General features: G+C 65.1%; 32 protein-coding genes. 21 read left to right on the forward strand and 11 right to left on the reverse strand.

Annotated features, from left to right (window positions below; translation table 11 throughout):
• Window positions 1–53: 53 nt before the first annotated feature.
• Both PVW46_RS08305 and PVW46_RS08310 read right to left on the reverse strand, forming a co-directional pair.
• Window positions 54–776 carry a hypothetical protein gene (locus PVW46_RS08305; protein WP_069209117.1) on the reverse strand — a complete coding sequence of 241 codons (723 nt, stop codon included), beginning with the start codon at window positions 774–776 and terminating at the stop codon, window positions 54–56.
• A 1-nt stretch (window position 777) separates the two neighbouring features.
• Window positions 778–1,371 (reverse strand): hypothetical protein, encoded by a 594-nt coding sequence (locus tag PVW46_RS08310; RefSeq protein ID WP_274575564.1) that lies wholly within the window; start codon window positions 1,369–1,371, stop codon window positions 778–780.
• Window positions 1,372–1,456: 85 nt separating this feature from the next.
• Between PVW46_RS08310 and PVW46_RS08315 the strand changes: the two genes are divergently transcribed.
• The 8 genes from PVW46_RS08315 (at window position 1,457) to PVW46_RS08350 (ending at window position 7,580) form a co-directional block, all read left to right on the forward strand.
• On the forward strand, window positions 1,457–2,119 hold the full coding sequence (locus PVW46_RS08315; RefSeq protein ID WP_274575565.1) for a MotA/TolQ/ExbB proton channel family protein: 663 nt from the start codon (window positions 1,457–1,459) through the stop codon (window positions 2,117–2,119).
• Window positions 2,120–2,122: 3 nt separating this feature from the next.
• On the forward strand, window positions 2,123–2,500 hold the full coding sequence (locus PVW46_RS08320) for an ExbD/TolR family protein (RefSeq protein ID WP_069209115.1): 378 nt from the start codon (window positions 2,123–2,125) through the stop codon (window positions 2,498–2,500).
• Between the two features lie 4 nt (window positions 2,501–2,504).
• Complete coding sequence (locus tag PVW46_RS08325; RefSeq protein ID WP_083242246.1) at window positions 2,505–2,906, forward strand: biopolymer transporter ExbD; 402 nt, start codon at window positions 2,505–2,507, stop codon at window positions 2,904–2,906.
• Window positions 2,903–3,757 (forward strand): hypothetical protein, encoded by an 855-nt coding sequence (locus PVW46_RS08330; RefSeq protein ID WP_274575567.1) that lies wholly within the window; start codon window positions 2,903–2,905, stop codon window positions 3,755–3,757. The genes PVW46_RS08325 and PVW46_RS08330 overlap by 4 nt, the downstream gene beginning before the upstream one ends.
• A gap of 64 nt (window positions 3,758–3,821) precedes the next feature.
• Complete coding sequence (locus PVW46_RS08335) at window positions 3,822–4,625, forward strand: TatD family hydrolase (protein ID WP_043137950.1); 804 nt, start codon at window positions 3,822–3,824, stop codon at window positions 4,623–4,625.
• Window positions 4,622–5,422, forward strand: coding sequence for an MBL fold metallo-hydrolase (locus PVW46_RS08340; RefSeq protein WP_043137951.1), 801 nt, complete (start codon window positions 4,622–4,624; stop codon window positions 5,420–5,422). The genes PVW46_RS08335 and PVW46_RS08340 overlap by 4 nt, the downstream gene beginning before the upstream one ends.
• A 180-nt stretch (window positions 5,423–5,602) precedes the next feature.
• Complete coding sequence (locus PVW46_RS08345; protein WP_069209113.1) at window positions 5,603–6,538, forward strand: AEC family transporter; 936 nt, start codon at window positions 5,603–5,605, stop codon at window positions 6,536–6,538.
• Window positions 6,539–6,644: 106 nt separating this feature from the next.
• Window positions 6,645–7,580, forward strand: a complete 936-nt coding sequence (locus tag PVW46_RS08350; RefSeq protein WP_069209112.1) for a DMT family transporter — start codon at window positions 6,645–6,647, stop codon at window positions 7,578–7,580.
• A 4-nt stretch (window positions 7,581–7,584) separates the two neighbouring features.
• Here PVW46_RS08350 and PVW46_RS08355 read toward each other — a convergent pair whose 3' ends face one another.
• Entirely contained in the window at window positions 7,585–8,148 is a 564-nt protein-coding gene (locus tag PVW46_RS08355) for a 5-formyltetrahydrofolate cyclo-ligase (RefSeq protein WP_069209111.1), read from the reverse strand.
• Entirely contained in the window at window positions 8,145–9,539 is a 1,395-nt protein-coding gene (gene mgtE, locus PVW46_RS08360; protein ID WP_043137958.1) for a magnesium transporter, read from the reverse strand. Before mgtE ends, PVW46_RS08355 begins: the two co-directional genes overlap by 4 nt.
• Before the next feature lie 107 nt (window positions 9,540–9,646).
• Here mgtE and guaD point away from each other — a divergent pair, with 107 nt between their 5' ends.
• A complete protein-coding gene (gene guaD / locus PVW46_RS08365; RefSeq protein WP_069209110.1) occupies window positions 9,647–10,933 on the forward strand; it encodes a guanine deaminase in 1,287 nt (428 codons plus the stop codon).
• A 3-nt stretch (window positions 10,934–10,936) separates the two neighbouring features.
• On the opposite strand, the gene PVW46_RS08370 is transcribed toward guaD, so the two are convergent.
• The 3 genes from PVW46_RS08370 to nthA are packed head-to-tail and all read right to left on the reverse strand — an operon-like array spanning window position 10,937 to window position 12,530.
• Window positions 10,937–11,242 (reverse strand): nitrile hydratase accessory protein, encoded by a 306-nt coding sequence (locus PVW46_RS08370; RefSeq protein ID WP_069209109.1) that lies wholly within the window; start codon window positions 11,240–11,242, stop codon window positions 10,937–10,939.
• Window positions 11,239–11,913 carry a nitrile hydratase subunit beta gene (gene nthB, locus PVW46_RS08375; protein ID WP_069209108.1) on the reverse strand — a complete coding sequence of 225 codons (675 nt, stop codon included), beginning with the start codon at window positions 11,911–11,913 and terminating at the stop codon, window positions 11,239–11,241. Before nthB ends, PVW46_RS08370 begins: the two co-directional genes overlap by 4 nt.
• The gene (nthA, locus tag PVW46_RS08380) at window positions 11,910–12,530 is read right to left on the reverse strand and encodes a nitrile hydratase subunit alpha (protein WP_069209107.1); all 621 of its coding nucleotides are present in this window, start codon (window positions 12,528–12,530) and stop codon (window positions 11,910–11,912) included. The genes nthB and nthA overlap by 4 nt, the downstream gene beginning before the upstream one ends.
• Window positions 12,531–12,659: 129 nt before the next feature.
• On the opposite strand from nthA, the gene PVW46_RS08385 reads away from it, so the two are divergent.
• Window positions 12,660–12,944 carry a hypothetical protein gene (locus PVW46_RS08385; protein ID WP_069209106.1) on the forward strand — a complete coding sequence of 95 codons (285 nt, stop codon included), beginning with the start codon at window positions 12,660–12,662 and terminating at the stop codon, window positions 12,942–12,944.
• A gap of 96 nt (window positions 12,945–13,040) precedes the next feature.
• Window positions 13,041–13,424 (forward strand): preprotein translocase subunit SecG, encoded by a 384-nt coding sequence (secG, locus tag PVW46_RS08390; RefSeq protein ID WP_069209105.1) that lies wholly within the window; start codon window positions 13,041–13,043, stop codon window positions 13,422–13,424.
• Between the two features lie 57 nt (window positions 13,425–13,481).
• Here the strand turns inward: secG and PVW46_RS08395 are convergent, their stop codons facing one another.
• Window positions 13,482–13,871 (reverse strand): hypothetical protein, encoded by a 390-nt coding sequence (locus PVW46_RS08395; protein ID WP_069209104.1) that lies wholly within the window; start codon window positions 13,869–13,871, stop codon window positions 13,482–13,484.
• Between the two features lie 334 nt (window positions 13,872–14,205).
• Here PVW46_RS08395 and pyrG point away from each other — a divergent pair, with 334 nt between their 5' ends.
• Entirely contained in the window at window positions 14,206–15,849 is a 1,644-nt protein-coding gene (gene pyrG, locus PVW46_RS08400) for a CTP synthase (protein ID WP_043137979.1), read from the forward strand.
• A 10-nt stretch (window positions 15,850–15,859) separates the two neighbouring features.
• Here the strand turns inward: pyrG and PVW46_RS08405 are convergent, their stop codons facing one another.
• Window positions 15,860–16,453 carry a hypothetical protein gene (locus tag PVW46_RS08405; RefSeq protein ID WP_133065623.1) on the reverse strand — a complete coding sequence of 198 codons (594 nt, stop codon included), beginning with the start codon at window positions 16,451–16,453 and terminating at the stop codon, window positions 15,860–15,862.
• Between the two features lie 377 nt (window positions 16,454–16,830).
• Here PVW46_RS08405 and PVW46_RS08410 point away from each other — a divergent pair, with 377 nt between their 5' ends.
• Window positions 16,831–17,490 (forward strand): DUF2306 domain-containing protein, encoded by a 660-nt coding sequence (locus PVW46_RS08410; protein ID WP_069209103.1) that lies wholly within the window; start codon window positions 16,831–16,833, stop codon window positions 17,488–17,490.
• Here the strand turns inward: PVW46_RS08410 and PVW46_RS08415 are convergent.
• A complete protein-coding gene (locus PVW46_RS08415; protein ID WP_043137980.1) occupies window positions 17,471–17,962 on the reverse strand; it encodes a hypothetical protein in 492 nt (163 codons plus the stop codon). The genes PVW46_RS08410 and PVW46_RS08415 overlap by 20 nt on opposite strands.
• Before the next feature lie 125 nt (window positions 17,963–18,087).
• Between PVW46_RS08415 and PVW46_RS08420 the strand changes: the two genes are divergently transcribed.
• The 6 genes from PVW46_RS08420 (at window position 18,088) to PVW46_RS08445 (ending at window position 22,287) form a co-directional block, all read left to right on the forward strand.
• Window positions 18,088–18,879 (forward strand): 23S rRNA (adenine(2030)-N(6))-methyltransferase RlmJ, encoded by a 792-nt coding sequence (locus PVW46_RS08420; RefSeq protein ID WP_069209102.1) that lies wholly within the window; start codon window positions 18,088–18,090, stop codon window positions 18,877–18,879.
• Between the two features lie 52 nt (window positions 18,880–18,931).
• On the forward strand, window positions 18,932–19,375 hold the full coding sequence (locus PVW46_RS08425) for a tellurite resistance TerB family protein (RefSeq protein WP_069209101.1): 444 nt from the start codon (window positions 18,932–18,934) through the stop codon (window positions 19,373–19,375).
• 40 nt (window positions 19,376–19,415) lie between these two features.
• Entirely contained in the window at window positions 19,416–19,856 is a 441-nt protein-coding gene (locus PVW46_RS08430) for a tellurite resistance TerB family protein (protein ID WP_043137988.1), read from the forward strand.
• Window positions 19,853–20,623 (forward strand): phosphate/phosphite/phosphonate ABC transporter substrate-binding protein, encoded by a 771-nt coding sequence (locus PVW46_RS08435; RefSeq protein WP_069209100.1) that lies wholly within the window; start codon window positions 19,853–19,855, stop codon window positions 20,621–20,623. The genes PVW46_RS08430 and PVW46_RS08435 overlap by 4 nt, the downstream gene beginning before the upstream one ends.
• A 99-nt stretch (window positions 20,624–20,722) precedes the next feature.
• Window positions 20,723–21,496, forward strand: coding sequence for an ABC transporter ATP-binding protein (locus PVW46_RS08440; RefSeq protein WP_069209099.1), 774 nt, complete (start codon window positions 20,723–20,725; stop codon window positions 21,494–21,496).
• 65 nt (window positions 21,497–21,561) lie between these two features.
• Window positions 21,562–22,287 (forward strand): transporter substrate-binding domain-containing protein, encoded by a 726-nt coding sequence (locus PVW46_RS08445; protein ID WP_069209098.1) that lies wholly within the window; start codon window positions 21,562–21,564, stop codon window positions 22,285–22,287.
• 79 nt (window positions 22,288–22,366) lie between these two features.
• Here PVW46_RS08445 and PVW46_RS08450 read toward each other — a convergent pair whose 3' ends face one another.
• Window positions 22,367–22,609 carry a hypothetical protein gene (locus PVW46_RS08450; protein WP_069209097.1) on the reverse strand — a complete coding sequence of 81 codons (243 nt, stop codon included), beginning with the start codon at window positions 22,607–22,609 and terminating at the stop codon, window positions 22,367–22,369.
• Between the two features lie 135 nt (window positions 22,610–22,744).
• Here PVW46_RS08450 and PVW46_RS08455 point away from each other — a divergent pair, with 135 nt between their 5' ends.
• Both PVW46_RS08455 and PVW46_RS08460 read left to right on the forward strand, forming a co-directional pair.
• Window positions 22,745–23,626 (forward strand): ABC transporter permease, encoded by an 882-nt coding sequence (locus PVW46_RS08455; protein ID WP_069209096.1) that lies wholly within the window; start codon window positions 22,745–22,747, stop codon window positions 23,624–23,626.
• The gene (locus tag PVW46_RS08460) at window positions 23,623–24,429 is read left to right on the forward strand and encodes an ABC transporter permease (protein WP_069209095.1); all 807 of its coding nucleotides are present in this window, start codon (window positions 23,623–23,625) and stop codon (window positions 24,427–24,429) included. The genes PVW46_RS08455 and PVW46_RS08460 overlap by 4 nt, the downstream gene beginning before the upstream one ends.
• Window positions 24,430–24,469: the final 40 nt, after the last annotated feature.

The raw sequence follows: 24,469 nt of genomic DNA on the forward strand, positions 1-24,469 counted from the left end.
TGTTGAAGGCGCCTTCAACACCCTCTTCACCCCCTGCCCCTTCAACACCCCCTTCACCCCCCGATGGTGATGCCCTTCACGCCGGCGGCGAAGGCGGCCAGCCCTGCGGCGTAGTTGGCAAGGTCCGCGTCGCTGAGCGCGACGTTGTGGGCCGAGAGGAAGGCGAACTCGCCATAGGGCGAGAAGGTGTCGCTGTTGCGCCCGAAGATCGTGACGTTGGTCGTGGCGGGCGTGGCCGCGTAGTCGGCCCAGTTGACCGCCTGGATGGCGCCGCCGTTGTGCACCAGGCGCAGCCCGGTATCGTCCTCGGTCACGATCACGCTGTTCCAGACATTGGCTGTGACCGAACCGACGTCCACGTTCTGGTTGGCGCCGTCGTTGAAGTTCAGCGTCAGGCTGTCGCTCGACAACAGGTTGAACCCGTTCGAGACCCCGAAGAGGGTCTGCGACCGGCTGGTGTCCGGCACCCGGTAGATCACCGCCAGCGTGCGGTTCAGCGAGGCATAGTCGTTGGTCATCTGGAACCGGTGGTACTCACCCGTGCCACTCAGATCCGGCAGCGTGGCGATGCCGTCGGCCCAGGTCGCGACGTTGCCGCCGGTGGCGGTGGACTGGTCGGTCATGGCGGCGCCGCCCGCGACGCTGTTCGCGGTGATGTCGGCCGTCATCTTGATGCTGTCGATCAGGCCGGTCTGCGGCTGACTGCCGTAGTCGGCCAGGCTCGGCAGGGTCTCGTTGTCGGTGGTGACGCCGGAAAGGCGGATCAGGGTGGCCATGTCAGGCTCCTTTCTCGTAGGGGATCGGCTTGTTGAAGATCACGCCCCAGTTCCACAGCCGCGCGCCGTTGGGGCCTGTGGTGGGGTCGCTGTCGCGCAGGTTGCCGCGACAGCCCGTGGCGGGGCCGCCGCCGTTGCCGGCGGTGCCGTAGTAGGCATAGGAAAGGCGCGGGTTGGCGCCGATGTCGGCCGAGGTGGTGATCACCACCGTGTCGCGCAGGATGCGCAGCTCCGAGATCGCCACCGTGCCGCTGTCGTCCTCGATCACGAAGCCGTAGTCGCCCGGGTCGGTGACGGTCGCGGTGTCGAAGACCAGGGGCGGCTCGGGGACGTGGAACCGGCACGATACGACCCGCGCGCTGTGCTGCGTGATCCGGCGCGGCTCCACCGGGTGCCAGTCTTCGCCGCGCCAGAGCCGCTTGAACATGACCTTGCCGAACTGCAGGCCGAAGTCGCGCCCGCCGGCCCCGTCCAGGTGGACCGCATCCGCGTGGGGCACCGGGTAGGTCGGCCCGGCGATCACGATGTCCGGGTCGGTCTCGGCCGCCTCATTCGCCCCTATTCCACCTTCACTGCAAGAATGAATGTCATCCAACAGGGGCACAGCAACACTCGCCCCAGGTGCAATTTCATGAGAACACTGTCACAGGCCCCGATCGTCGCTCCAGAAAGACCCGACCATGATGAACAGCCTGAACACATTCACCCAGGTCCTCGACCGCGGCGGCCCGGCGCTCTGGGCCATTGCGGTCCTCTCGGTGCTGACGCTGACGCTCTTCCTTTGGAAACTGTGGCAACTCCTGCGCCTGGGCACCTGGAAACGCGCCGGGGCCGAAACCGCCCTGCGCTTCTGGGGCCAGGGGCAGACCACGCTGGCGATGAGCCATATCTCCTTTGATCCGGCGCCGCGGTCCCGCGTGGCACAGGCCGCGATGCAGGCGCGCCTTTCGATCCCCGAGGAAGACGCCCGCGAAGAGGCGGCCCGCCAGGCCCGGGCCGTGCTGACCGAAACGCGTCTTGGCCTGCGGATGCTTGACCTCGTGGTGACAATCGCGCCGCTGATCGGCTTGCTGGGAACGGTGCTGGGCATGATCGACGCCTTCCAGGCGCTGCAGGACAGCGGACAGCAGGCCGACCCGGCGGCATTGGCCGGCGGCATCTGGGAGGCTCTTCTGACCACCGCCGCCGGCATGGCCGTCGCCATCCCCGCCAGTGTCATGCTCTCGGTCTTCGACGGCATGGCGGATCGACTGGCCCATGATCTCGAGGACATCGTGACCCGCGTCTTCACCACCCCCTGGGCCTACGCCGGGGAAGAAGAGGACACCCCGGAGACCGCCTGACCCATGTTGAACCTTCCCACCTCCCCACGCCGCCGCCGCCCCAGCCTGACGCCGATGATCGACGTGGTCTTCCTGCTGCTGGTCTTCTTCATGCTGGTGGCACGGTTCGGCGGGACGGAGGGGCTGTCGTTGCTATTGTCCAGCACAGAGGGCGGCAGCGCCTACAGCGGCCCGCCCCGGCTGATCAGCGTGTTGCCACAAGGCGTCACGCTCAACGGACAGCCGGTCACGGACCTGCCCGACGCGCTGGCCCCGTTGATGGCCTCACCACAGGATATCGTCGTGGTCCGCCCTGCCCCCGGCACCGGCGTCGCGCGCCTGATCGAGGTGCTGGAGACCTTGCGCAGGGCCGGGCTGACCGGGCTGACCGTGGTAGAATAGATCTATGTTCCGATCCCGTCTCAGCACCTCCCGCCGATTCTGGCCCGGCACGGCCAGGCCCAGCCGCGAACCGGTGGTGCCGATGATCAACGTGGTCTTCCTGCTGCTGATCTTCTTTCTGTTGGCGGCGCATTTTGCCGATCCCGGCAGTGCCAGGCGCAGCCAGTTGGCGGTCGACAGACCCGCAGAGATGCAGCGCGTTCTCATCCTCACGCCGTCGGGCATGGTCACCTTCGGCACGTTGCGCGGGGAAGAGGCAATTCGCTCGGCCGCCTCTGGCGGTTTGGTGCGCCTGCAGACCAGGCAAGAGACCCAGGCCGCCTTGCTGGCCCGCCTTCTGTCCCGCCTCGCCGAGGCCGGGGCGGGCCGTGTCGATCTGGTAACCATCGGGGAGGCCAAGGAATGACGGGGCGGCGCGTATTCGAGGGCCTGGTCTGCCTGGGTCTGGCGCTGGTCATCCATGCCGTAGCACTCGCGCTGATCGCGCTGCCGGACGAAGAGTCTTCTGATCCGGCCCTGAAGCTGGTCCCGGTCTCTGCGGAACTGGGCGAGCTTGTCGCCGCCTGGGATCGACCGCCGGAAACGGACGTTCCGGAAACGCCCGATGCCCCGCCTGACGAGACCGCCCCGGTGGCGCCCGCAAAGGGGCCGCTGACACCGACGCGCACGCCGGTGCCCCGGTCCCCCGGCATGCCGGCCGTGCCCACCGCACCGCCCGAGGCCGACCCGACACCGCGTCCGCGGCCTGCGTCCAGCGGCCCGGCCCCAGAGGCACCGCGCTTGCCCGCCCCCTTTTCCGCCACAGAGTTGCAAACCTCGCGCGCGGCCCTGCGGAGCGCACCCGCCGCCCCGCGCGCGCCCGGCATCGGGATCGTCGCGCCAAAGACCGGTGCCCTGCCCCGGATCGACACTCAACCTGCGGCTCCACCTCCGGCAGGGCCGGTCCGCGAGGCGACGCCTGCCGTCACGCCCGATCCGCAACCCGCGCCAGATCCGACGCCCGATCCGGTCACGCCGCCTCCACCGGTGCCGGAACCGGCGCGACGCCCCAAGCCCGAGCCGCGACCGGATCCGGTGCCGGAACCGCCTGCGCCGCCCCTCAGCCGCCCGGAGCCGGACCTGCCGGACCCCGAACTTGGCCCACCCACGGCACAGGCGCCCGTGTCCACCCTACGCCCGATTGCACGCCCCTTCGTGCGGCCCGCCCCCTTCCTGCCGCGCCCGGTCGCGCGGCCCTCGGGATTGGGCGTCCCCTGACCGGCGCCCCCACCTTGACCCTCCCGGCGGCATCCTAGATACCACCGTCAACCAAGGAGCCGTCATGACCGTTCCCGCCATTACCGACAGCCATTGCCACCTCGATTTCCCCGACTTCGACCAGGAGCGCCCCGAGGTGATCGACCGCGCCCTGCGCGCGGGCGTGCATCGCATGGTCACAATCTGCACCCGCCTGCGCAACGAACCCCAGGTCCGTGCCATCGCCGAGGCGCATGAGCCCGTATTCTATGCAGCCGGAACGCACCCGATGTCCGCCGCCGAAGAGCCTCTGGCCACGGTGGACGAACTGGCGGCGCTTGCGAAACATCCGAAATTCGTCGGTATCGGCGAAACCGGGCTGGACTATCACTACACCGCCGAAAGCTCCGAGGTGCAGAAGACCAGCCTGCGCATCCACATCGAGGCGGCGCAGGAAACCGGCCTGCCGCTGATCATCCATGCCCGCGACGCGGATGACGACATGGCCCGTATCCTGACAGAGGGGTACAAGGCGCAAGAGTACACCTGCGTCATGCACTGTTTCTCTTCCAGTGCCGCGCTCGGCAAGGCCGCGCTGGACCTGGGGTTCTACCTGTCCATGTCCGGCATCGCCGCCTTTCCCAAGTCGCAGGACCTGCGCGACATCTTTGCCAGTGCGCCGCTGGATCGGATCCTGGTGGAAACCGACAGTCCGTATCTTGCGCCACCGCCCCATCGCGGCAAGCGCAACGAACCGGCCTATGTCGCCCATACCGCGCAGAAGGGCGCCGAGGTATTTGGCCTGCCCTACGAGGAATTCGCCCGCCGGACAGAGACGAATTTCGACACGCTCTTTGCCAAGGCCGCCCTCTGGGAGCGCGCTGCATGACAGGAGAACTGCGTTTCACGATCCTTGGCTGCGGGTCTTCCGGCGGCGTGCCCCGGCTGGGCGGAAACTGGGGGGCCTGCGATCCACAGAACCCCAAGAACCGCCGTCGACGCTGTTCCATGCTGGTCGAGCGCGAAACTCAGGACGGCACGACCTCCGTTCTGATCGACACCACGCCCGACATGCGCGACCAACTGCTGGACGCCGGCATCGGAAGGCTGGATGCCGTGGTCTATACCCATGCCCATGCGGACCATACCCACGGCCTCGACGATCTGCGCCAGATCGTCTTCAACACCCGCGAACGGCTGAACGTCTGGGCCGACGGCGACACGCAGGACGACCTGCTGTCCCGGTTCGCCTATGCCTTCGTCCAGCCCGAGGGTTCGCCCTATCCGCCGATCCTGAACCTGCACACGATCAACGGCCCCGTCACGATCGAGGGCGCCGGTGGCCCCGTCACCCTGACCCCCTTCGAGGTCAACCACGGCAGCATCGACGCGCTTGGCTTTCGAATCGGCGACCTGGCCTACCTGCCGGACGTGGCGACGATCCCCGATGCGGCCTGGTCGCATCTTGAAAACCTGGACTGCTGGGTGCTGGACGCGCTGCGCCGCACGCCGCACCCGACACATGCACATCTTGACCTGGCCTTGGAGTGGATCGCCCGTGCAGCCCCCCGCCGCGCGGTTCTGACCAACATGCACATCGACCTCGACTATGCCGAGGTGGAGGCCGAGACCCCGGACCACATCACCCCGGCCTATGACGGCAAGGTGATCCGCTACGCGCTGTAGCCTCTTCTTGCTGCTCGGCAGTCTCGACGGGCAAGCCCCGGACAATGAGCCGCTGTCCTGTTCAGAACCCATGTAGCGGCCCGGCCCAGCGGCCGGCAGTTGCACCTCGGGGCAAGCTATGTGAGGTTGCCCACGCGCATTCCGCGCCTCTGACGCATTCATTCCCCAAGGCTTCCCGACATGCAGGCGCTGCTCGACGTGATCCTGCCGGTCTTTCTGGTGATCGGCGCCGGCTATGCCGCGGTCTGGAAAGGCTGGTTTTCCGACAGCGGCGTCGACGGGTTGATGAGCTTTACCCAGACCATCGCCATCCCCTGCCTGTTGTTCCGCGCCATCTGGACCCTGGAACTGGGCCCGGACTTCAATCCCTGGCTGCTGGTCAGTTTCTACACCGGGTCGGCCACGGGATTTGTCGCGGGGCTGCTGGGTGCGCGCTATTTCTTCAAGCGCGACTGGGAAGATGCGGTGGCCATCGGGTTCTGCTGTCTCTTCGCCAATTCGCTGATGATGGGTCTTGCGATCACCGAACGCGCCTATGGCAGCGATGCCCTGCAGGCCAATTATGTCATCGTCGCGATGCACTCGCCCTTTTGCTACGGCATCGGCATCACCGCGATGGAGATCGCCCGTGCAAGGGCGGCCGGGATTTCGAACCGCGCCCTGCCGGCCAAGGTGGGCCGGGCGATGTTCCGCAACGCACTGGTGATCGGCATCGGTCTGGGGCTCATCGCGAACCTCCTGAATCTCTCGCTGCCCACAGTGGCCACCGATGCGCTGGACATGCTGATCCGCACCGCCCTTCCCGCAGCCCTCTTCGGCATGGGCGGCGTGCTTTGCCGTTACAAGCCGCAGGGCGACGGACGGGTCATCGCCTATATCTGCGCGATCTCGCTGGTGCTGCATCCGGCGATCACCTGGACCTTGGGCACGCTCACCGGGCTGTCGACCTCGGCCTTCCGGTCCGCCGTTCTGACCGCAGCGATGGCGCCGGGGATCAACTCATACGTCTTTGCCAACCTCTACGGGCGCGCACGGCGCGTGGCGGCCTCGGCAGTCCTGATCGCAACCACCCTGTCCGTGCTGACCGCGTGGATCTGGCTGTCGATCCTGCCATGACCGTGCACCACACACCTTGCCCGGTTGCAATCGCCCGCCCCCGTCGCATTTCGACAAGACCCGATTACAAGGCGCGCCGATCCTTGCGCCGGTTCAGCGAGGCCCCATGACCACCCAAGCCCAACAAAGCGTCGACCGGACCACCATCGGCATTCTCTTCATGCTGGCCTTCTGCACCTTTGCGCCGATGATGGACGCATTGGCCAAGGCGACACCGGCAGAGGTGCCCGTACCGCAGATCCTGGCCTTTCGCTTTGCGATCCAGGTGGCGATCCTGATGCCGCTGGCCGCCATTCTCGGCCACAGCCAAAGGGTCACCCTGGGCGATCTTGTCCGCCATGTCGCCCGCGCCGCCGCGCTGCTGGCGGCCACGGGCTGTTTCTTTACCGCGCTGCGCTACATGCCCATCGCCGACGCGATCTCGATCTTCTTTGTCGAGCCTTTCGTGCTGATCCTCATGGGCGCTATCTTCCTCGGGGAACCGGTTGGCTGGCGGCGGCTGAGCGCCTGTGCCGTTGGCTTTGGCGGCGCGTTGCTGGTGATCCGGCCCAGCTTTTCCGACCTGGGACTGGTGGCCTTTTTACCGCTGGTGACGGCGGCACTGTTCGCAATCTACATGCTGATGACCCGCGCGATGGCGCGGCGCCTGCATCCGCTTGTCCTGCAAGGGCACACCGCACTGGCCGCGACCGTGCTGATCGTACCGCCCTTGCTGCTGATGGAGGGGACGGGCAACGCGCTGTTCGATCCGATCCGCCCGCAGGGCCTTGCGGTCTGGACGCTGGTCGGGGTCGGCGTGGTCGCGACGATCTCGCACCTTTTCCTGACCTATGCGCTGCGACTGGCCCCCGCCGGGACCATCGCACCGCTGCAATACCTGGAAATCGTCGGCGCCACGGTGATCGGCTATTTCGCCTTCGGCGATTTCCCGACACCGCTGACCTGGGTCGGCATCGCGGTGATCGTCGCCTCCGGGCTTTATGTCTTTGAAAGGGAACGGCGGCTGGAACTGCGCGCCAAGACGCCTCCGCCGCCGGTCTGAGGGCCTAGCCCGCCGGGGTGATGACCTCGGCCTCGGTCACGATCAGGTCCAACGGCTGGTCTGTTTCCTCCAGCGGCAGATCCGCATCCTCCTGCGCGCCGAAGGCGAACCCGATTGCCAGCGTCGGCCGCCGCGATCGCAACAATTCCAGCGTGCGATCGTAGAACCCGCCGCCATAGCCCAACCGCCCGCCATCGCGGGAAAAGGCGACCAGCGGCACAATCAGCACCTCTGGTTCGAAATAGACCTGGTGTTCCGGGATCTGTGCCCCGAACGGCCCGTCGACCAGGGTGCAATCCGGCTCCCACCGGGCGAATTTCAGCGGCTGCCCCTTGGCCTCGATCACCGGCACGCCGACGGGGCCATGCGCGGACGCCTCGGCCATCGCGGGCACCGGGTCGATTTCCGTGCGGATCGGCAGAAATCCGGACAGAGGCGCCCCGCGATACCCCGCAAGCACCTCGCTCAACTTGCCGGCGGCGCCGGGCGCCTGGGTTTCAAACGCCGGTTTCCGGCGAGCAAAGGCCGCCTTGCGCGCTGCCGCCTTGCGGTCTTCCAAAGTCGTCATAACAACACCACCACTGCCAGTCCCAAAAAGGCGAAAAAGCCGACCACATCCGTCACCGTGGTCACGAAGGCGCCCGAGGCCAGGGCCGGGTCCACCCCTGCCTTGTCCAAGATAACCGGGATCACGATCCCCGCCAGTCCGGCAATCACCAGGTTGATCACCATCGCGGTGGCAATCACCCCGCCAAGCTGGAACGAGCCGAACCAGAGGATGCCCACGATTCCCATAATGACGGCAAAGGCCAGCCCGTTGATGAGCCCCACCGCCACCTCGCGACGGATCACCCGCCAGATGTTGGCGCCGGTGAGGTCCTTGGTGGCCAGCGCGCGCACCGCCACCGTCAGCGACTGCGTGCCGGCGTTGCCGCCCATCGAGGCCACGATGGGCATCAGCACCGCCAGCGCCACCACCTGCGCGATGGCCGCCTCGAACTGGGCAATCACCAGCGAGGCCAGCACCGCCGTGACAAGGTTGACTGCCAGCCAGGGGAAGCGCCGCTTCGTCGTTTCGATCACCCGGTCGGACAGCCGGCTTTCACCGTCGACCCCGGCTAGGCGCAGGATGTCTTCCTCGTTTTCCTCGTCCAGAACCGCCATAGCGTCGTCAATCGTGATGACACCGACCAGTCGTTCGTTGTCGTCCACGACCGGCGCCGAGATCAGGTGGTACTGGTTGAAGGCATAGGCCACCTCGCCCTCGTCCCGCGTGACGGGGATGGTGTGAAAGGTCTCTTCGACGATGGATTTCAGCAACACGTCGCGGCGCGACGACATGATCTTGCCCAGCGTCACGTTGCCCACGGGCCGCAGCCGGGGGTCCACCAGCACGACATGGTAGAACTGTTCCGGCAGCCGGTCGGAACTGCGCATGTAGTCGATGGCGTCGCCCACGCTCCAGTGTTCGGGCGCCATGACGACCTCGCGCTGCATCAGGCGCCCGGCAGAGAACTCCGGGTAACTCAGCGACTGGCGGACTGCAGCCGCGTCGCCGGCTTCCAGCGCGTCCAGAATCGCGTCCTGCTGATCGCTTTCCAGGTCCTCGACCAGGTCGACGACGTCGTCGGTGTCCAGCTCGCGCACCGCGTCCGCCAGAACCGAGGGCGTCAGTGCGGCAAAGACCTCTTCGCGCAGCGCCTCGTCCAGTTCCGACAGGATCTCGCCGTCGAACTCCTTGTCGTACAGCCGGATCAACCGGCCGCGATCATAGGCGTTGATCTGTTCCAGAAGGTCGGCGATGTCGGCCGCGTGCAGCGGCTCCATCAGCTCGACCAGCTGTTCCCTGTCCTCGACATCCACCGCATAGAGAATCGCCGCAACGGCCTTGCGGTCGAGCGCATAGGCGTCGTCGCGCTCTGCTGTCTCGGTGGTTTCTGCCTCCAGCTCTTCGGCCATGCCCTGCCCTCCACCTGTCGTCGCCCGACACTATGACAAGCTGTCGGCGGGCGACAGGGGGACTATGGCGATTTACCTTTCTTCGCGACCTGCCTAGGGTTTTCTGCATGAGCAAACGCTACCTGCACCTGGGACAGACCCTGACCTTCACCGCCGATCCCCTTGTCGAGGGGCCGGGCGCGGCCCGGCACGACAGGCATGGCGCACTGGTGATCGAGGATGGCGTGATCACTGAGGTCGGCGGCGCCGAGGCGCTGCGGCGGGGCGACTTTTCCAGCACCACGGACCACGGGCAGGCCCTGCTGCTGCCCGGGTTCATCGATGCCCATGCGCACTACCCGCAGACGGCCATGATCGCCAGCTGGGGCAAGCGGCTGATCGACTGGTTGAACACCTATACCTTCCCCGAGGAAATGCGCTTTGGCGACCCGGGTTATGCCGCGGAAATCGCGGGCCGTTACCTCGATCTGCTGCTGGCACAAGGCACGACAACGGTTTGCAGCTACTGCACGATCCATCCGGCCTCGGTGGATGCCTTCTTTGAGGCCGCCGCGGCGCGCGGCATGCGGGTCCTGGCGGGCAAGACCTGCATGGATCGCAACGCCCCCGAGGGCCTGCGGGACACCGCGCAATCCGCCTATGACGACAGCAAGGCGTTGCTGACGCGCTGGCACGGGAAAGGCCGCGCCTCTTATGTCATCACGCCCCGTTTTTCACCCACCTCCACGCCCGAGCAGCTCTCGGCCCTGGGCTCTCTCTGGGCCGAACACCCGGACTGCCTGATGCAGACACACCTCAGCGAGCAGACGGATGAAATAGCCTGGGTCAAATCGCTCTTTCCGCAAGCGCGCGACTATCTCGACACCTACGAGGCGCATGGCCTCCTGGGCGCAAACGGCCTTTATGGCCATGCCATCCACCTGGAACCGCGTGAGAAGGACCGCCTGCGCGAGACCGGCGCCGCGTTGGTCCATTGCCCGACGTCGAACACCTTCATCGGCTCCGGCCTCTTCGACATGGATGGGCTGACGCGTGCGGGCCACCGCGTGGGCCTTGCCACCGACACCGGCGGCGGATCGTCCTTTTCCATGTTGCGCAGCATGGCCGCCGCCTACGAGGTCGCACAACTGCGCGGGCGCGCCCTGCACCCGGCGGAACTGATCTGGCTGGCCACCACCGGCTCGGCCCGGGCGCTGCGCCTCGACAACCGCATCGGCAGCCTCGCCCCGGGGATGGAGGCGGATTTCATCGCGCTCGACCTTGCCTCGACCCCGGCCATCGCGCAGCGCAGCGCGCGGGCGAAAGACCTCTGGGAGGCGCTGTTTCCGACGATCATGATGGGGGATGACCGCGCCATCGCGGCCACCTACGTTGCAGGGCGGCGCGTGGCCTGAGGCTCAGGCGATCCGCACCGGTTCTCCGTGTGGCGTTGTCAGGTAGGCTTTCTCCCAGGCATCCCGTAGCGCACTGAGGTCCTTGGCCCCGGCGATCCCCCTCTCGGTACAGATCCGCTCCAGCGCCGCGACCCAGGCGATGAAATAATCATCGCCACCGTCCAGTTCTTTCGACAAACCATGTTCCGCAAGCACCGCGCCGAAAACCTGCGTCCATTCGGGCCATGTGAAGGCCCCGCCCGCTTCCAGAGACACGGCCAGCGCAAAGGCCTGCGCGTGCCAGGGCGCCCCGAAGACGGGCTCTGTCATGTCTCTGGCTCCAGGTAGCTTTCCCAGAGATCGCAACTGACCGTATCCCCGGGCGCCTCCGCGGCGCCCCAGACCTCGGCTGCATCGAAAACCACGGTATAAAGCGGCTCGGCCTGTTCGCCCAATCCATGCGCGTTGGTGTCGGGAAAGACGTGGCACCCATGCGCGCGCTCCACGACCCCGGTCAACCCGGCGGCATACCCCGGCAGGCGCGTATGTCCACCCGTCACGGCCAGATTGCGTGCAGGACGACGCGTGCGCACGCGGTCGCCGAGCGCAAAGCGCGGCGCGGGACCATCGCGCAGGACCGGCCCGCCGCGCGCCAGTGCCCCGGCAACGACCTCGGCCCGCAAACGGCGCGCGGCCAGCGGCGAAGGCGCAGGCTCCGCTCCCGCCAATTCATCCCGGGTGACCACCCCTTGTGCCACCAGCAAGTCCGCCAGCCCGGCCAGCCATTTCTCGTAGTAGGAAAACGCTAGGTAGTCGGCAGGGGCGAGGCATTCACGGGCAAAGCGCGACCGGTCCAGCGTCCATTGCCCCAGCGCCCCCGCCGCAAGGGTCACCGCCAGCGCGCGGGCGTGCCACTCTTCGGCAAAGACAGGCGCGTCCCCGGCCGCACGTTGCACCGGACCGTCACCGAACCGCCCGCCCATGTCATGAACCCGGGTCATGCAGGCGCCTCCACCAGCGCCGTGCCGATCATCGCGTCTCGGCTGACCAGAGCCGCCAACGCGTTTGCGTCCAGCCCGTCCGTCCCGACGGGGCGCATCGGCAGCACGAGATAGCGCACCTCGGCGGTCGAATCCCAGACCCGCACGCGCTGCCCCTCTGGCAGGGTCACGCCGAATTCGGCCAGCACCTTGCGCGGTTCGCGCACCGCCCGCGCCCGGTAGGCATCGGATTTGTACCACCCCGGCGGAATGCCCAAAAGCGGCCACGGGTAGCAACTGCACAGGGTGCAGACGACCATGTTGTGCTGTTCCGGCGTGTTCTCGACAGCAACCACATGTTCGCCCTGTCGCCCGGTGAACCCCAACTCGGCCACAGCCGCCGTCGCATCTTTCAGCAACCGCTTGCGAAAGTCCGGATCGGTCCAGGCCCGCGCCACGACCGCCGCGCCGTTCCTCGGTCCGACCTTGTGGGCATAGGTCTCGATGATCTCGTCCAGCGCAGCGGGGTCGATCAGACCTTTTCGGGTCAAGAGCGTTTCCAGAGCCCGCACTCGGAGCGCGGGATCAGGCGGCAAGAGACTGTGCGGCGGGGCGTCGTCGGCGTGATCGTGGGGCATGGGCAAAGCCTGCCCCGACGGGTGTCCCCGCGCAAGCCCCCCTAAGCGGACGCACCCAAGGGTGACAGCCGCCAAGTCCTGTGTCACGGTCCCAGAAACTCAAACCCATCGGAAGGGAAAACACTTTTCATGATCAAGGCATTTTTCGCGTCGGGCCTCCTCTTTGTGATGACACTTGGCGTCGGCCCGGCCTCTGCGATCGTCACATTCGATCTGACGGACGCGCGGGCCGCAGAGCTGATTGCCCAGTGCAAGGCCGAGAAAGGCGCCCCGTGGAAACATTCCACCAGCCCATCCGTAGTGAACTGCTGCATACCCGGCGAGGACTGGTGCGTTGTCTGCACGGCGGGCACCCCGAAGGCCCCGACCAGTTGCATCTCGCTTGGCGTCCCGCCGGCGAAACCCGCGGAGTGACCGACCGGGGGCCGGGCGGCTTTCGGTTTCATTGCTTGCACCGGGGCAACGCTTCGCCTACATGACCCCGAAACCGACCCAACAGGCGCAGGCCCCATGGAAAACGTCATCCTCATCGTCCACCTTCTTCTGGCTCTCGGCCTGATCGGCGTCGTGCTGCTCCAGCGCAGTGAAGGCGGCGGCCTGGGGATCGGCGGCGGCGGCGGCGCCATGAGCCAGCGGGCCCCGCTGACGGCACTGGGCAAGCTGACCTGGATTCTTGCCGTGGGCTTCATCATCACCTCGATCACGCTGACGATCATCGCCGCCCAGAATGCGTCGGGCAGCTCGATCCTGGATCGGCTTGGCACGCAGGAACCCGCAACCGATGCGCCGGCACCGGCCCCCGGCTTTGACGGGATCGACCCGAACGCGCTGGTCCCGCCGCCCTCGGCAGACGGCGGAGACGCGGATGCGCCGCTGGTTCCGCGCGCCGACTGAGACCACTCGATTTCAGAGAAGGCGGCCTTGGGGGCCGCCTTTTTCATTGCGCGGCGGTCAGAACAAACCGTCATCCCACGACAGGCCCAAATCCGTGTCGCTGTCCTCGAAAAACCGGCGAACTGGCACATAGCGCCATTCGGGATCGGACCCTGCCGCCGTATGCCCCGGATCGCCATCGTTCGGGTTGGTCCATTCCGGAGAGTGTTCCGTGCCGTCCCGATACTCGGCCACGGTCACCTCTGCCCCCAGACCGGAGACGTCGGAGAACCCGCCCGAAAGCGCCGTCCCGCCACTGACAAAGACAAAGGCATCCGTCTCGGACGTATCGTGGACCGCCTGAACCAGCTCGCCATCGGATCGCAGACCGCGACCGTTCTGACTGGCTTCTCGCTCGGCAAGGACCTCACCGTTCAGTGTTCCTTCAAGGTAGATTTCCAGGGCCATGATCCTGTCTCCTGCTTGTCGGCGCGCATTGCTGTCGGGGGCCAAGGACAAGGCCGCCAGCGGTACCACGCCGGTTCCTGATTTCCCTGCCGAGACTAGCAGTTGCCCCCGGCAGGCCAGCAGTCAGGAATACCCCGACAAGGCGACAGACCGCCTACAATCCCTTGCAGATCGCCCATGCAGCGCAACAGCATCTAGCGGTCATCTGGACAAATCCGCGCGAATCCACTATGTCTCAAATCCCGTGTTGCAGCTGGTGCCACATCCGGTACAAGCCGCGTCTGAACTTGCAGGAACGCAGGCGATTGCCTGCAAAAATCACGGGGTTACCCAGATGGCGCGCTTCATCTTCATCACCGGCGGTGTGGTCTCTTCGCTTGGCAAGGGGCTGGCCTCCGCCGCCCTTGGCGCACTTCTCCAGGCACGCGGCTTTTCGGTCCGCCTGCGCAAGCTGGACCCCTATCTGAACGTCGATCCCGGCACCATGTCGCCCTTTGAACACGGCGAGGTCTTCGTCACCGACGATGGCGCCGAGACCGACCTCGACCTGGGCCACTACGAACGCTTTACCGGCGTCCCCGCGCGCAAGACCGATTCCATTTCCTCCGGCCGCGTCTATACCAACGTGCTGGAGAAAGAGCGGCGCGGCGACTACCTCGGCAAGACGATCCAGGTCATCCCGCACGTCACCGACGAGATCAAGGACTTCATCTCCATCGGAGAGGACGAGGTCGATTTCATGCTATGTGAAATCGGCGGCACCGTTGGAGACATCGAGGGCCTGCCCTTCTTCGAGGCGATCCGCCAGTTTTCCCAGGACAAGCCGCGCGGCCAGTGCATCTTCATGCATCTGACGCTCCTGCCCTGGATCAAGGCCAGCGGAGAGCTGAAGACCAAGCCGACCCAGCACTCGGTCAAGGAACTGCGCTCCATCGGCATCGCGCCCGACATCCTCGTCTGCCGGTCCGAGGGGCCGATCCCGCAGAAGGAGCGTGAAAAGCTGGCGCTGTTCTGCAACGTCCGCCCCGACAGCGTGATCGCCGCGCAGGACCTGTCGTCGATCTACGACGCGCCGCTGGCCTATCACCGTGAGGGCATGGACCAGGCGGTTCTGGACGCCTTCCAGATCAGCCCGGCACCCAAGCCCGACTTGTCGAAATGGGAGGATGTCAGCGACCGCATCCACAACCCCGAGGGCGAGGTCAACGTCGCCATCGTCGGCAAATACGTCCAGCTGGAGGACGCCTATAAATCCATCGCCGAGGCACTGACCCACGGCGGCATGGCCAACCGCGTCAAGGTTCGGGTCGAATGGGTCGACGCCGAGATCTTTGACCGCGAGGACCCGGCCCCGCACCTCGAGAAATTCGATGCCATCCTCGTCCCCGGCGGCTTTGGTGAGCGCGGGACCGAGGGCAAGATCAAGGCGGCGCAATTCGCCCGTGAGCACAAGGTGCCTTACCTGGGCATCTGCCTGGGGATGCAGATGGCGGTGATCGAGGCGGCGCGCAACGTCGCTGGTGTGAAAAAGGCGGGATCGGAGGAGTTCGACCACGAGGCCGGGGAAAAGCGTTTCGAACCCGTTGTTTATCACCTCAAGGAATGGGTGCAGGGCAACGAGAAGGTCAACCGCCGCCCGGACGATGCCAAGGGCGGCACCATGCGGCTGGGGGCCTATGACGCGGTGCTGACCGAAGGCTCGAAGGTGGCAAAGGTCTATGGCAAGACGGCCATCGACGAACGCCACCGCCACCGCTACGAGGTCGACATCAAGTACCGCGAGCAGTTGGAAACCAGCGGTCTGTGCTTCTCGGGCATGTCCCCCGATGGCAAGCTGCCCGAGATCGTGGAATGGCCGGACCACCCCTGGTTCATCGGCGTGCAGTTCCACCCCGAGCTGAAGTCGAAACCCTTTGACCCGCACCCGCTGTTCAGGGATTTTGTGCGGGCGGCGAAGGAAGTTAGTAGGTTGGTGTGAATATGATCTTTCAATCTACGAATTTAGGCAAGTTCTCATCAATAAAGCGTACGACATTGTCGAGGACAATCTCTGAAACGTTTGTTGGCGTCCAAAAAGCTTTTGAGGCATGAGCATCCAATATGCCGAAAGCTTCACCTCCCGAGCCTTTGTAGGCTTGCTGCAAAAGAATAATTCCTGCGCCCGCGTTATCTCTGTTCAAGGCTACTGAACTTCTTGGATAGACAGCGACTACAGTGTCTGTGCCGTTTCTCTTGATTAAGAACTCGGGCTCGATCCTTACTGAGAATGTTTTCTTCGGTGATTTCCAGACGCCTCTTGAAGGCGGTTCAGCAACGACCTTTTGCTTGCCCCCCCAATCACGCACAGCATCGAAAACCGATAAGTTGTGTTCTTCATTGTTCGCCCCCGAAGATGCAGCAATAAATGCTTTGCAGTGTGCCTCAGGCTTCCCAGCAACAAAATAGTCCGTTATCGCGTCCCTCGACGGACGGTAAAAATCGAACCCGCCCGGCTTTGAATACTTCTGTAGTTCGCGGATTTTGTCTCCGTCCGACAAAGTAAAATACTTCAAAAAGGTTGCAAAGTGCATAACAACTGGCATGGAGGTACATCCCGAGATTTGAATCCTTGGCGACAATTTACTCGGAAAACCATGTATACGCAACAAATGTTCCTATTTTGTACCGGAAACAGCAAGCCGTAGGGTGCGTGCTCGCACGCACCAACTTCCCTCGTGCCAATCCAAGCCCCGCCAGCGCCGACCCGCGGGGTGGCGCTGCGACACCTGAGCGGGTGCGCTTTATCGGGCCACATCCGTAGGACCTCAACTGTCAGCACCCAGCCCAACCAAAGCGCCGCCCCGGGGGGCGGGTCGGCGCTCGCGCGGCGGCCTGCGGCCTTGTCCCGCGCCCAGGAGCTTCGCGTACAGTCGTTTCGCTCCCCCTTCCCGCCCCCCACAATCCGCCCTACCCTTTCACGATGATCCGCCGCGTCCTGCCCTCTGTCCTGCTGGTCCTCTTGGTCCTGATGGTGCTGCCCTTTGCCTGGCACGCGCTCACCCGGCCCGTACTGGCGCTGCAAGGTGTGCCCGAGGCGCTCGACCGGCTGTTTCATCCCGGCGCGCCGCTCTCGAACCTGGCCATCTATGCCCACATGATCACCGGCGCCGTCATCACCGCGACCGTGCCGCTGCAACTCCTCCCGGTGATCCGCCGGCGGGCGCCGGGTTTGCACCGGCTCTCGGGCTATACGCTGGCCACGACCGCCGTAATCACCGGCCTCGCCGGGCTGCTTTACATCGCGCTGCAGGGCACCGTCGGCGGCGTCTGGATGTCGGGTTGGTTTGCGCTGTATGGCGCGCTGATGATCCTCGCGGCGTCCAACACCGTCTACTACGCCATCGACAAGGACGTGACGCGCCACCGCCGCTGGGCGCTGCGCCTGTTGGTCCTGGCGGTGGGCTCTTACCTCTATCGCCTGCACTACGGGCTGTGGTTCGCCACGACGGGGGGCATCGGGGTGGACGATTTCCACGGCCCCTTTGACCGCGCGATGGTCTGGGCCTTCTACCTGCCATACCTTGCGCTGCTCGAACTCTGGTTCCTGGGCGAAAGGCGCCTCAGCCGAAAACCAGCGTGAGGATACAGTCCCAGCCGCCCTCTGCCGTGCCCGCCGCGCAGAAGCCCGTCCCGATGCGGCCCACCATCATGTAGAGCATCCCGCCAAAGGCTGCCCCATGCGTGACCCAGACCAGCCGGGGGCGGTTGTCCTGCGCGGTGCGGATCAGCGCGCCGTTGATGTCCGGAAAGGACCGGTTCAGGCGCCGGAACTCGCGGCTCATGGTGATGGCGATGTCATAGTGTTGCCGCAGGGCTTGCCCGTTCACATAAGTGAAAAAGGCGATGGCCAGCACGAACATCCCGGCGAAACTGCCCCCCAGGTCGCCCTGGTAGAAATGCAGGAAACCGAAAAGGGGGATGTAGGAGGTCAGGAACATGCCCCAGATAAAGTCGATCTTTTGCCAGATCATGACGTAGACACGCAGGTATTCCAGAAGTTCCTTTTCCCGCGCCTCGCGGTCGATCACGCCCTGCACGCCGCTCTGTGCCATCCATCCGCCTCGCCAAGTCCCCTGGGGTCTGCACTACCGCATGTGATACCGGCTTGCGGGCGATGCGCAAGCGGTCAGCCCCGTAGGCCCTTGCCAGCCCCGCCGCAAACTCTTAGGCCGCTCATATGCTGTCCTATCAACACGCCTATCATGCCGGGAACCTGGCCGACGTGCACAAGCACGCGGCCCTGGCATGGATGCTGGACTACCTGACCCGCAAACCAAAGCCGCTCAGCTATATCGAGACGCACGCCGGGCGCGGGCTCTATGATCTCGCCGGCGCCGAGGCGGTCAAGACCGGCGAGGCGGCACAGGGGATCGCCCGGGCCGAAGGCTGGTTCGGCGCTGATCACCCCTATGCCCGGGCGCTGAAGAAGGTGCGGGCGGAAAGGGGGCCGACGGCCTATCCCGGCTCACCGCTGATCGCGCAGAGCCTGTTGCGCGCGGACGACCGGCTGCACCTGGCCGAACTGCATCCGCAAGAGCACGAAGCGCTGTCCCGGGCGGTGCGGGCGCACAATACGCGGGTCTACAGGCAGGACGGCTACGAGATGGCGCAAAGCCTCTGCCCCCCCGATCCGCGCCGCGGGCTGATGCTGATCGACCCCAGCTGGGAGGTGAAGGCCGATTACGTCAGCGTGCCCCGGACCATGCAGGCCCTCGCCCGCAAGTGGAACGTGGGCATCCTGGCGCTGTGGTATCCGCTGCTGCGCGACGGGACACATGCGCCCATGCTGCGCCAGCTGGAGGCCGAATTCCCCGAGGCCCTGCGCCACGAGGTCCGCTTTCCGCCTGCCCGGGACGGTCACCGCATGATCGGCTCGGGCCTCTTTGTCGTAAACCCGCCCTGGGGGCTGGACGCGGCACTGAAACCACTCTCGGACCAATTCGCAAGGACCGGCTCGACAGGCAGGTGACGCCGCCTCCGGCGTCATGCTAGGCCTTTGGCGAACCATCAGGAGGCCGGCCATGTTCGAGCGGTTGAAAGCCTTTTTCCACCACGGTCCGCGCCAGCCCACACCGCTGCCGGAACCGGATGCCAAGTTGGCGCTTGGCACGCTTCTGGTCCGCGTGGCGCGGGCAGACGACACCTATCTCTTCGAGGAAATCAGCCAGATAGACCGGACCCTGTCCGCGGCCTTCGGGTTGAACCCGGTCGAGGCCGCCAAGATGCGCGCCACCTGCGAAAGGCTGGCCCGCGAGATCAAGGACGACGCCAGGATGACCGCGCTGATCCGCGAGAACGTGGATTATGCCCACCGCGTCGAAACCGTACAGGCGCTTTGGCAGGTGGCCTGGGCGGACGGGATCACCGATGCCCGCGAAGCCGCGCTGGTGAACCTGGTCGAAGAGGCGCTTGGCGTCGCCCCGCATGACAACGAAGCGGCGCGCAGCGCGGCCGTGATCCCCTGAGTAATTGTGCCGGCCCGAAACCGGGCTTATATCCCAGAGCATGTTCGCAGATTTCCTCAAGCGCCTGACGGCGACCGACCCCGCCCCTCTGCCCGACGAAGACGCCCGACTTGCGCTGACCGCGCTGCTGGTCCGGGTCGCCAGGTCCGACGGCGCCTTCGACGACAGCGAGCGGGACCGCATAGATCGGATTATCGCCACCCGGTACGGCCTGTCGCCCTTCGAAGCCGCGCGTCTGCGGGCCGAGGGCGAGGGGCTGGAGGCAGAGGCACCGGACACCGTGCGCTTTACCCGCGCGATCAAGGATGCCGTGCCCTACGAGGACCGCATCGCGGTGATCGAGGCGCTCTGGCAGGTGGTGCTGGCCGATGGCGTGCGCGAGGCCGAAGAGGACGCGCTGCTCAGGCTGGTGTCGAACCTTCTGGGGATCAACGACCGTGACAGCGCCCTGGCACGGCAGCGGGTCGAGAAAAAGCAATGATCGCCAGCCTGCCGATGTATTGGCGGGAAGAGAACGCCCGGTCCTGGTGCGACTTCTGGTCGTGCGTGCAATCGGCAGGCCGCCGCCACGGGTTGGACTTGCCGGACCTGACACCGCCGGACGCGATCCCCGAACCGTGGAGCGATCACTGGTTGCGGGACGATCTGGCCTTGTCGATGACCTGTGGCTTGCCTTTTCGGACGGTGCTGAAGGACAGGGTGACCTACGTGGGAACGCTCGGCTTCGGCCTGAACTGCAAGCCGGGACACTATTACTCGCGCGTCCTGAGGCGCCTTGGTCGCAATAATACGCACGACGTGACAGGGATAGACGGCCTGCGGCTCGCCTACAATTCCTCCGACAGTCAGTCCGGTTGGGCGGCTTCGCAAGGGAGCACGCCCTTTTTCAGAGGGCCGACCTACAGTGCATTTGTCAAAACCGGCTCCCATGCCGGTTCGCTCGATGCGGTGGCTCAGGGACACGCGGATATCGCCTTTGTCGATGCGGTGACCTGGCGTCTTCTCAAGCGTTTCGAGCCAGCCTCTGCCAAGGTCCATGTTGCCGGCCATACAGCGGCCACACCGGGATTGCCCTTGATAGCCACCCGAGGCACTAATCCTGCGCCGCTTCGGGCGGCGCTGCTTGACGCGGTCGTTGACTTTGTTCCGCAAGGCGACCCTTTCGAGATGGGCGGCCCGCTTTCTTTCCACGTCTTAGACCCCCAACGCTATTTCGACCTGCCTATCCCGGCGCCTGCGCCCGCCTGACCCAAGGTCAGAACCGGACTTTTTGCCCTTGGCCCCCTTGCCAAGTGCGCAGGATTGCGCGTTGATACCGGCCATCCTGCGATCTGCCCGAGGCTCCGCTTGTCCGACACGCCCGTCATTGAAATCCGCAATCTGCACAAGGCCTATGGCTCTCTCGAAGTTCTCAAGGGAGTCGACATCACGGCCCGCAAGGGTGACGTGGTCTCGCTGATCGGGTCGTCCGGCTCCGGAAAGTCGACGCTGCTGCGCTGCTGCAACCTGCTCGAAGACAGCCAGCAGGGCGAGATCCTCTTCAAGGGGGAACCGGTCCACTGGAAGGGTGACGGCCACAACCGCCGCCCGGCGGATGCCAAACAGGTTCTGCGCATCCGGACGAACCTGTCGATGGTATTCCAGCAGTTCAACCTGTGGGCCCATATGACCATCCTGCAAAACGTCATGGAGGCGCCGGTCACTGTCCTGGGCCGCGATCGTGCTCAGGTCGAAGAGGCCGCGCGCGGCTACCTGGACAAGGTGGGCATCGGCGACAAGTGCGACGCCTACCCGGCCCAGTTGTCCGGCGGTCAGCAGCAACGCGCCGCGATCGCCCGCGCGCTCTGCATGGAACCGGAGGCACTGCTTTTCGATGAACCGACCAGCGCGCTGGATCCGGAGCTGGAACAGGAAGTGGTGCGGGTGATCAAGTCGCTCGCACAGGAAGGGCGCACGATGCTGATCGTGACCCATGACATGAAGATGGCCTCGGACGTCAGCGACCACGTCGTATTCCTGCACCAGGGGCTGATCGAGGAACAAGGCCCGCCGGAGACACTCTTCGGCGCGCCGAAATCGGAACGGCTGAGGGGGTTCCTGAAGTCGACCGTCCATGCCTAGGCCCGGAGGGCCGGCATCCGAAAAACGGCGGGACAGCCGCCGAAAGTCCAACAGGGAGTAACGACATGAAAAAGCTTCTGATCGGAACCGCGGCACTTGCGATGTTCGCCGGTGCAGCCTTTGCGGAAAGCCATTCGGTGGTGCGTCTGGGCACCGAGGGTGCCTATCCTCCGTACAACTACATCGACGATGACGGCGAGGTCGCCGGGTTCGAGCGTGAACTGGGCGATGAGCTGTGTGCCCGTGCCGAACTGACCTGCGAATGGGTCACGAACGAGTGGGATTCGATCATCCCCAACCTCGTATCCGGCAACTACGATGCCATCATCGCGGGCATGTCGATCACCGACGAACGCGACGAGGTGATCGACTTCACCCAGAACTACACCCAGCCCGATCCCTCTGCCTTCCTGGCGATGGAAGGCATGGAACTGGACATGGAAGGCGGCATCTTTGCCGCGCAGGCCGGCACGATCCAGGCCTCCTACATCGCCGAGATGGGCGCCACGCTGGTCGAATTCGCAACGCCGGACGAAACCATCGCCGCCGTGCGCAACGGCGAGGCCGACGCGGTGTTGGCCGACAAGGCTTACCTCGCCCCCATCGCGGACGAAAACGCCGACCTGGCCTTTGTCGGTGACGACATCCTGATCGGCGGCGGCATCGGCATGGGCCTGCGCGAAAGCGACGGCGAGCTGCGCGCCAAGTTCGACGCGGCCATCCAGTCGATGAAGGACGACGGCTCGCTGAACGCGCTGATCGAGAAATGGGAAGTCGGCGAGACTTTCTGAGGTTTCTGGCTGAGGTTTCTGGCTGAGGTACCTGGCCGAGGTGCAGGCCGCGCGGGAAACACTCCGCGCGGCCAATCGCCTAGCCCAGTAGCGGGTCGTCGAAGGCCGGCGGCATGAAGCCCTCATCGGTAAAGGACTCGCCCGCGATGTCGGGAATCTTGAGATAGGCGTAGGGGTTGAACACGCCATCCTGAAAGACCGGTGGCCCCGATTTGCCCAGAAGCGGATCTTCGAATGCGTCGATCGCGGGCGGCTGGAACATGCCCGATCCGTTGTCAACGACGGCGGCAATGGGTTTTTTGAACACGAATTCGTCCTGCATTTTGACCTCCTGAAAGAAACAAGTTGAATGGGGACAGGGTGCCGGGGGACGCTGGCCTGGTCAATGAAAAAGGCGCGGCAGCGGCTTTGACCCGGAATGAGACGCAAATGAAGGTGGCTATGAAGACAGGGTGCGATGTTCGGCTTCTGCGCTGATCCCGACACGTTGGGCAACGTGGCCTGGATGGCCTGCTACCTGACCACGGGCAAGCACATGGCCATCTACCTTTCGGTGGGGACCGTTCTGCTGCTGCTGGCGATCACCGCCCCGGCGGCGCTGGCCTTCGGCTTTGCAGGGGCTTCGGCGGCGCGGTCGCGCATCCTGCCGCTCAGCTGGCTGGGCCGCGGCTATATCGCCGTGGTCCGCGGCGTGCCGGACATCGCCTTTTTCCTGTTCTTTGTCATTGCGTTGGACCAGTTCTTTGAGTGGATCCGGCACGAGGTGAAATGCCCGGACTGGGATCAGCCGATCCGGCAGGGCAATGATTTCGTGGTCTGCGCCGAGGCCAAGCTGCCCCTTGGCAATGCGGCGCAATGGGTGCACGAGACCTATGGCTTTTTCCTGGCGGTTCTGACTTTTGCCATTGTTTTCGGGGCCTTCGCGGCAAACGTCCTGTATGGCGCCATGCGGGCCGTCCCCCGCGCCCAGATGGAAACCGCCGAGGCCTATGGCATGAGCCCGCGCCAGTGCTACTGGCGCATCCTGGTGCCGCAGATGTGGGTCTATGCCCTGCCCGGCCTGTCGAACCTCTGGATGGTGCTGATCAAGGCGACACCGCTGCTGTTCCTGCTGGGGGTCGAGGATATCGTCTACTGGGCGCGCGAGCTGGGCGGTGCCAAGACGGCGCGGTTCACCGACTACCCGCACGGCGACTGGCGCATGTGGTACTTCCTCGCGCTGCTGGTGTTCTACCTGCTGTTCACGCGGGTGTCCGAGATCGTGCTGGACCGGATCATGAAGCGGCTCACGCATGGACAGGCGACCTCCGGCGGCGAAGCACAGAGGAAAGCGGCATGAGCTGTTTGCAGACCATCGCCGACTACGGGTTGCGCTCCATCGGGATCGGCGAACGGCTGTTGCCGCGCGAGGATTTCACGCTGTGCCAGCAATTCACCCTGATCGGTTCGGGGATGATCTGGAACGTCTACTTCGGGCTGATCGCCCTTTTGACCGGGTTCTTCCTGGCCACGGCGGTCGCCCTGGGCAAAGCATCGTCGAACCCGCTGGCGCGTAAGCCCTCGGAATGGTTCATCTTTGTCTTTCGCGGCAGCCCGTTGTTCATCCAGTTCTTCTTTGCCTATTTCGCCTTTCTCAGCCTGAAATCCGTCTCGCCGATCTTCGATCCCTTCACCTCGGCCTGGCTGGGGGCGGCGATTGTCCTGTTCCTGAACACCGCCGCCTATTCCGGAGAGATCTTCTACGGCGCGCTCTTGTCGATCCCCAAGGGCGACACCGAGGCGGCGGATGCCTACGGGTTTTCCGGGCTGACCAAGTTCCGCAAGATCACCTGGCCCACCATGCTGCGGCTGGCCTGGCCTGCCTACACGAACGAGGCGATTTTTCTCTTTCATGCCACGACGCTGGTCTATTTCTCGGGCTTTCCGGCCTGGCGACAAAAGGGCGATGCGCTGTATTACGCCAACTACTTTGCCGACAAGACCTTCAACCCCTTCGTGCCCTACCCGATCCTGGCCGGGTATTTCATCCTGGTCACGCTGGTCATCATCACGGTCTTCGGGCTGGTGAACCGGCGGCTGAACCGGCACCTGCCGCAAGAGTCCCGGGGCCGGTTGAAGATGCGGATGAACCTGATCCGCTGAGGCCCCGAACATGTACGTTTTGTACAAAACGTACGTCGAT

Origin of the sequence: Mameliella sp. AT18, assembly GCF_028807275.1 — a bacterium.
GTDB classification, from domain to species: domain Bacteria; phylum Pseudomonadota; class Alphaproteobacteria; order Rhodobacterales; family Rhodobacteraceae; genus Antarctobacter; species Antarctobacter albus.

Excerpts from the sequence above, each read along its gene's own strand:
- PVW46_RS08305 (WP_069209117.1), bottom strand. The coding sequence starts at position 776 with ATGGCCACCCTGATCCGCCTTTCCGGCGTCACCACCGACAACGAGACC.
- PVW46_RS08315 (WP_274575565.1), top strand. The coding sequence starts at position 1,457 with ATGATGAACAGCCTGAACACATTCACCCAGGTCCTCGACCGCGGCGGC.
- PVW46_RS08320 (WP_069209115.1), top strand. The coding sequence starts at position 2,123 with ATGTTGAACCTTCCCACCTCCCCACGCCGCCGCCGCCCCAGCCTGACG.
- PVW46_RS08325 (WP_083242246.1), top strand. The coding sequence starts at position 2,505 with ATGTTCCGATCCCGTCTCAGCACCTCCCGCCGATTCTGGCCCGGCACG.
- PVW46_RS08330 (WP_274575567.1), top strand. The coding sequence starts at position 2,903 with ATGACGGGGCGGCGCGTATTCGAGGGCCTGGTCTGCCTGGGTCTGGCG.
- PVW46_RS08335 (WP_043137950.1), top strand. The coding sequence starts at position 3,822 with ATGACCGTTCCCGCCATTACCGACAGCCATTGCCACCTCGATTTCCCC.
- PVW46_RS08340 (WP_043137951.1), top strand. The coding sequence starts at position 4,622 with ATGACAGGAGAACTGCGTTTCACGATCCTTGGCTGCGGGTCTTCCGGC.
- PVW46_RS08345 (WP_069209113.1), top strand. The coding sequence starts at position 5,603 with ATGCAGGCGCTGCTCGACGTGATCCTGCCGGTCTTTCTGGTGATCGGC.
- PVW46_RS08350 (WP_069209112.1), top strand. The coding sequence starts at position 6,645 with ATGACCACCCAAGCCCAACAAAGCGTCGACCGGACCACCATCGGCATT.
- PVW46_RS08355 (WP_069209111.1), bottom strand. The coding sequence starts at position 8,148 with ATGACGACTTTGGAAGACCGCAAGGCGGCAGCGCGCAAGGCGGCCTTT.
- mgtE (WP_043137958.1), bottom strand. The coding sequence starts at position 9,539 with ATGGCCGAAGAGCTGGAGGCAGAAACCACCGAGACAGCAGAGCGCGAC.
- guaD (WP_069209110.1), top strand. The coding sequence starts at position 9,647 with ATGAGCAAACGCTACCTGCACCTGGGACAGACCCTGACCTTCACCGCC.
- PVW46_RS08370 (WP_069209109.1), bottom strand. The coding sequence starts at position 11,242 with ATGACAGAGCCCGTCTTCGGGGCGCCCTGGCACGCGCAGGCCTTTGCG.
- nthB (WP_069209108.1), bottom strand. The coding sequence starts at position 11,913 with ATGACCCGGGTTCATGACATGGGCGGGCGGTTCGGTGACGGTCCGGTG.
- nthA (WP_069209107.1), bottom strand. The coding sequence starts at position 12,530 with ATGCCCCACGATCACGCCGACGACGCCCCGCCGCACAGTCTCTTGCCG.
- PVW46_RS08385 (WP_069209106.1), top strand. The coding sequence starts at position 12,660 with ATGATCAAGGCATTTTTCGCGTCGGGCCTCCTCTTTGTGATGACACTT.
- secG (WP_069209105.1), top strand. The coding sequence starts at position 13,041 with ATGGAAAACGTCATCCTCATCGTCCACCTTCTTCTGGCTCTCGGCCTG.
- PVW46_RS08395 (WP_069209104.1), bottom strand. The coding sequence starts at position 13,871 with ATGGCCCTGGAAATCTACCTTGAAGGAACACTGAACGGTGAGGTCCTT.
- pyrG (WP_043137979.1), top strand. The coding sequence starts at position 14,206 with ATGGCGCGCTTCATCTTCATCACCGGCGGTGTGGTCTCTTCGCTTGGC.
- PVW46_RS08405 (WP_133065623.1), bottom strand. The coding sequence starts at position 16,453 with ATGCCAGTTGTTATGCACTTTGCAACCTTTTTGAAGTATTTTACTTTG.
- PVW46_RS08410 (WP_069209103.1), top strand. The coding sequence starts at position 16,831 with ATGATCCGCCGCGTCCTGCCCTCTGTCCTGCTGGTCCTCTTGGTCCTG.
- PVW46_RS08415 (WP_043137980.1), bottom strand. The coding sequence starts at position 17,962 with ATGGCACAGAGCGGCGTGCAGGGCGTGATCGACCGCGAGGCGCGGGAA.
- PVW46_RS08420 (WP_069209102.1), top strand. The coding sequence starts at position 18,088 with ATGCTGTCCTATCAACACGCCTATCATGCCGGGAACCTGGCCGACGTG.
- PVW46_RS08425 (WP_069209101.1), top strand. The coding sequence starts at position 18,932 with ATGTTCGAGCGGTTGAAAGCCTTTTTCCACCACGGTCCGCGCCAGCCC.
- PVW46_RS08430 (WP_043137988.1), top strand. The coding sequence starts at position 19,416 with ATGTTCGCAGATTTCCTCAAGCGCCTGACGGCGACCGACCCCGCCCCT.
- PVW46_RS08435 (WP_069209100.1), top strand. The coding sequence starts at position 19,853 with ATGATCGCCAGCCTGCCGATGTATTGGCGGGAAGAGAACGCCCGGTCC.
- PVW46_RS08445 (WP_069209098.1), top strand. The coding sequence starts at position 21,562 with ATGAAAAAGCTTCTGATCGGAACCGCGGCACTTGCGATGTTCGCCGGT.
- PVW46_RS08450 (WP_069209097.1), bottom strand. The coding sequence starts at position 22,609 with ATGCAGGACGAATTCGTGTTCAAAAAACCCATTGCCGCCGTCGTTGAC.
- PVW46_RS08455 (WP_069209096.1), top strand. The coding sequence starts at position 22,745 with ATGTTCGGCTTCTGCGCTGATCCCGACACGTTGGGCAACGTGGCCTGG.
- PVW46_RS08460 (WP_069209095.1), top strand. The coding sequence starts at position 23,623 with ATGAGCTGTTTGCAGACCATCGCCGACTACGGGTTGCGCTCCATCGGG.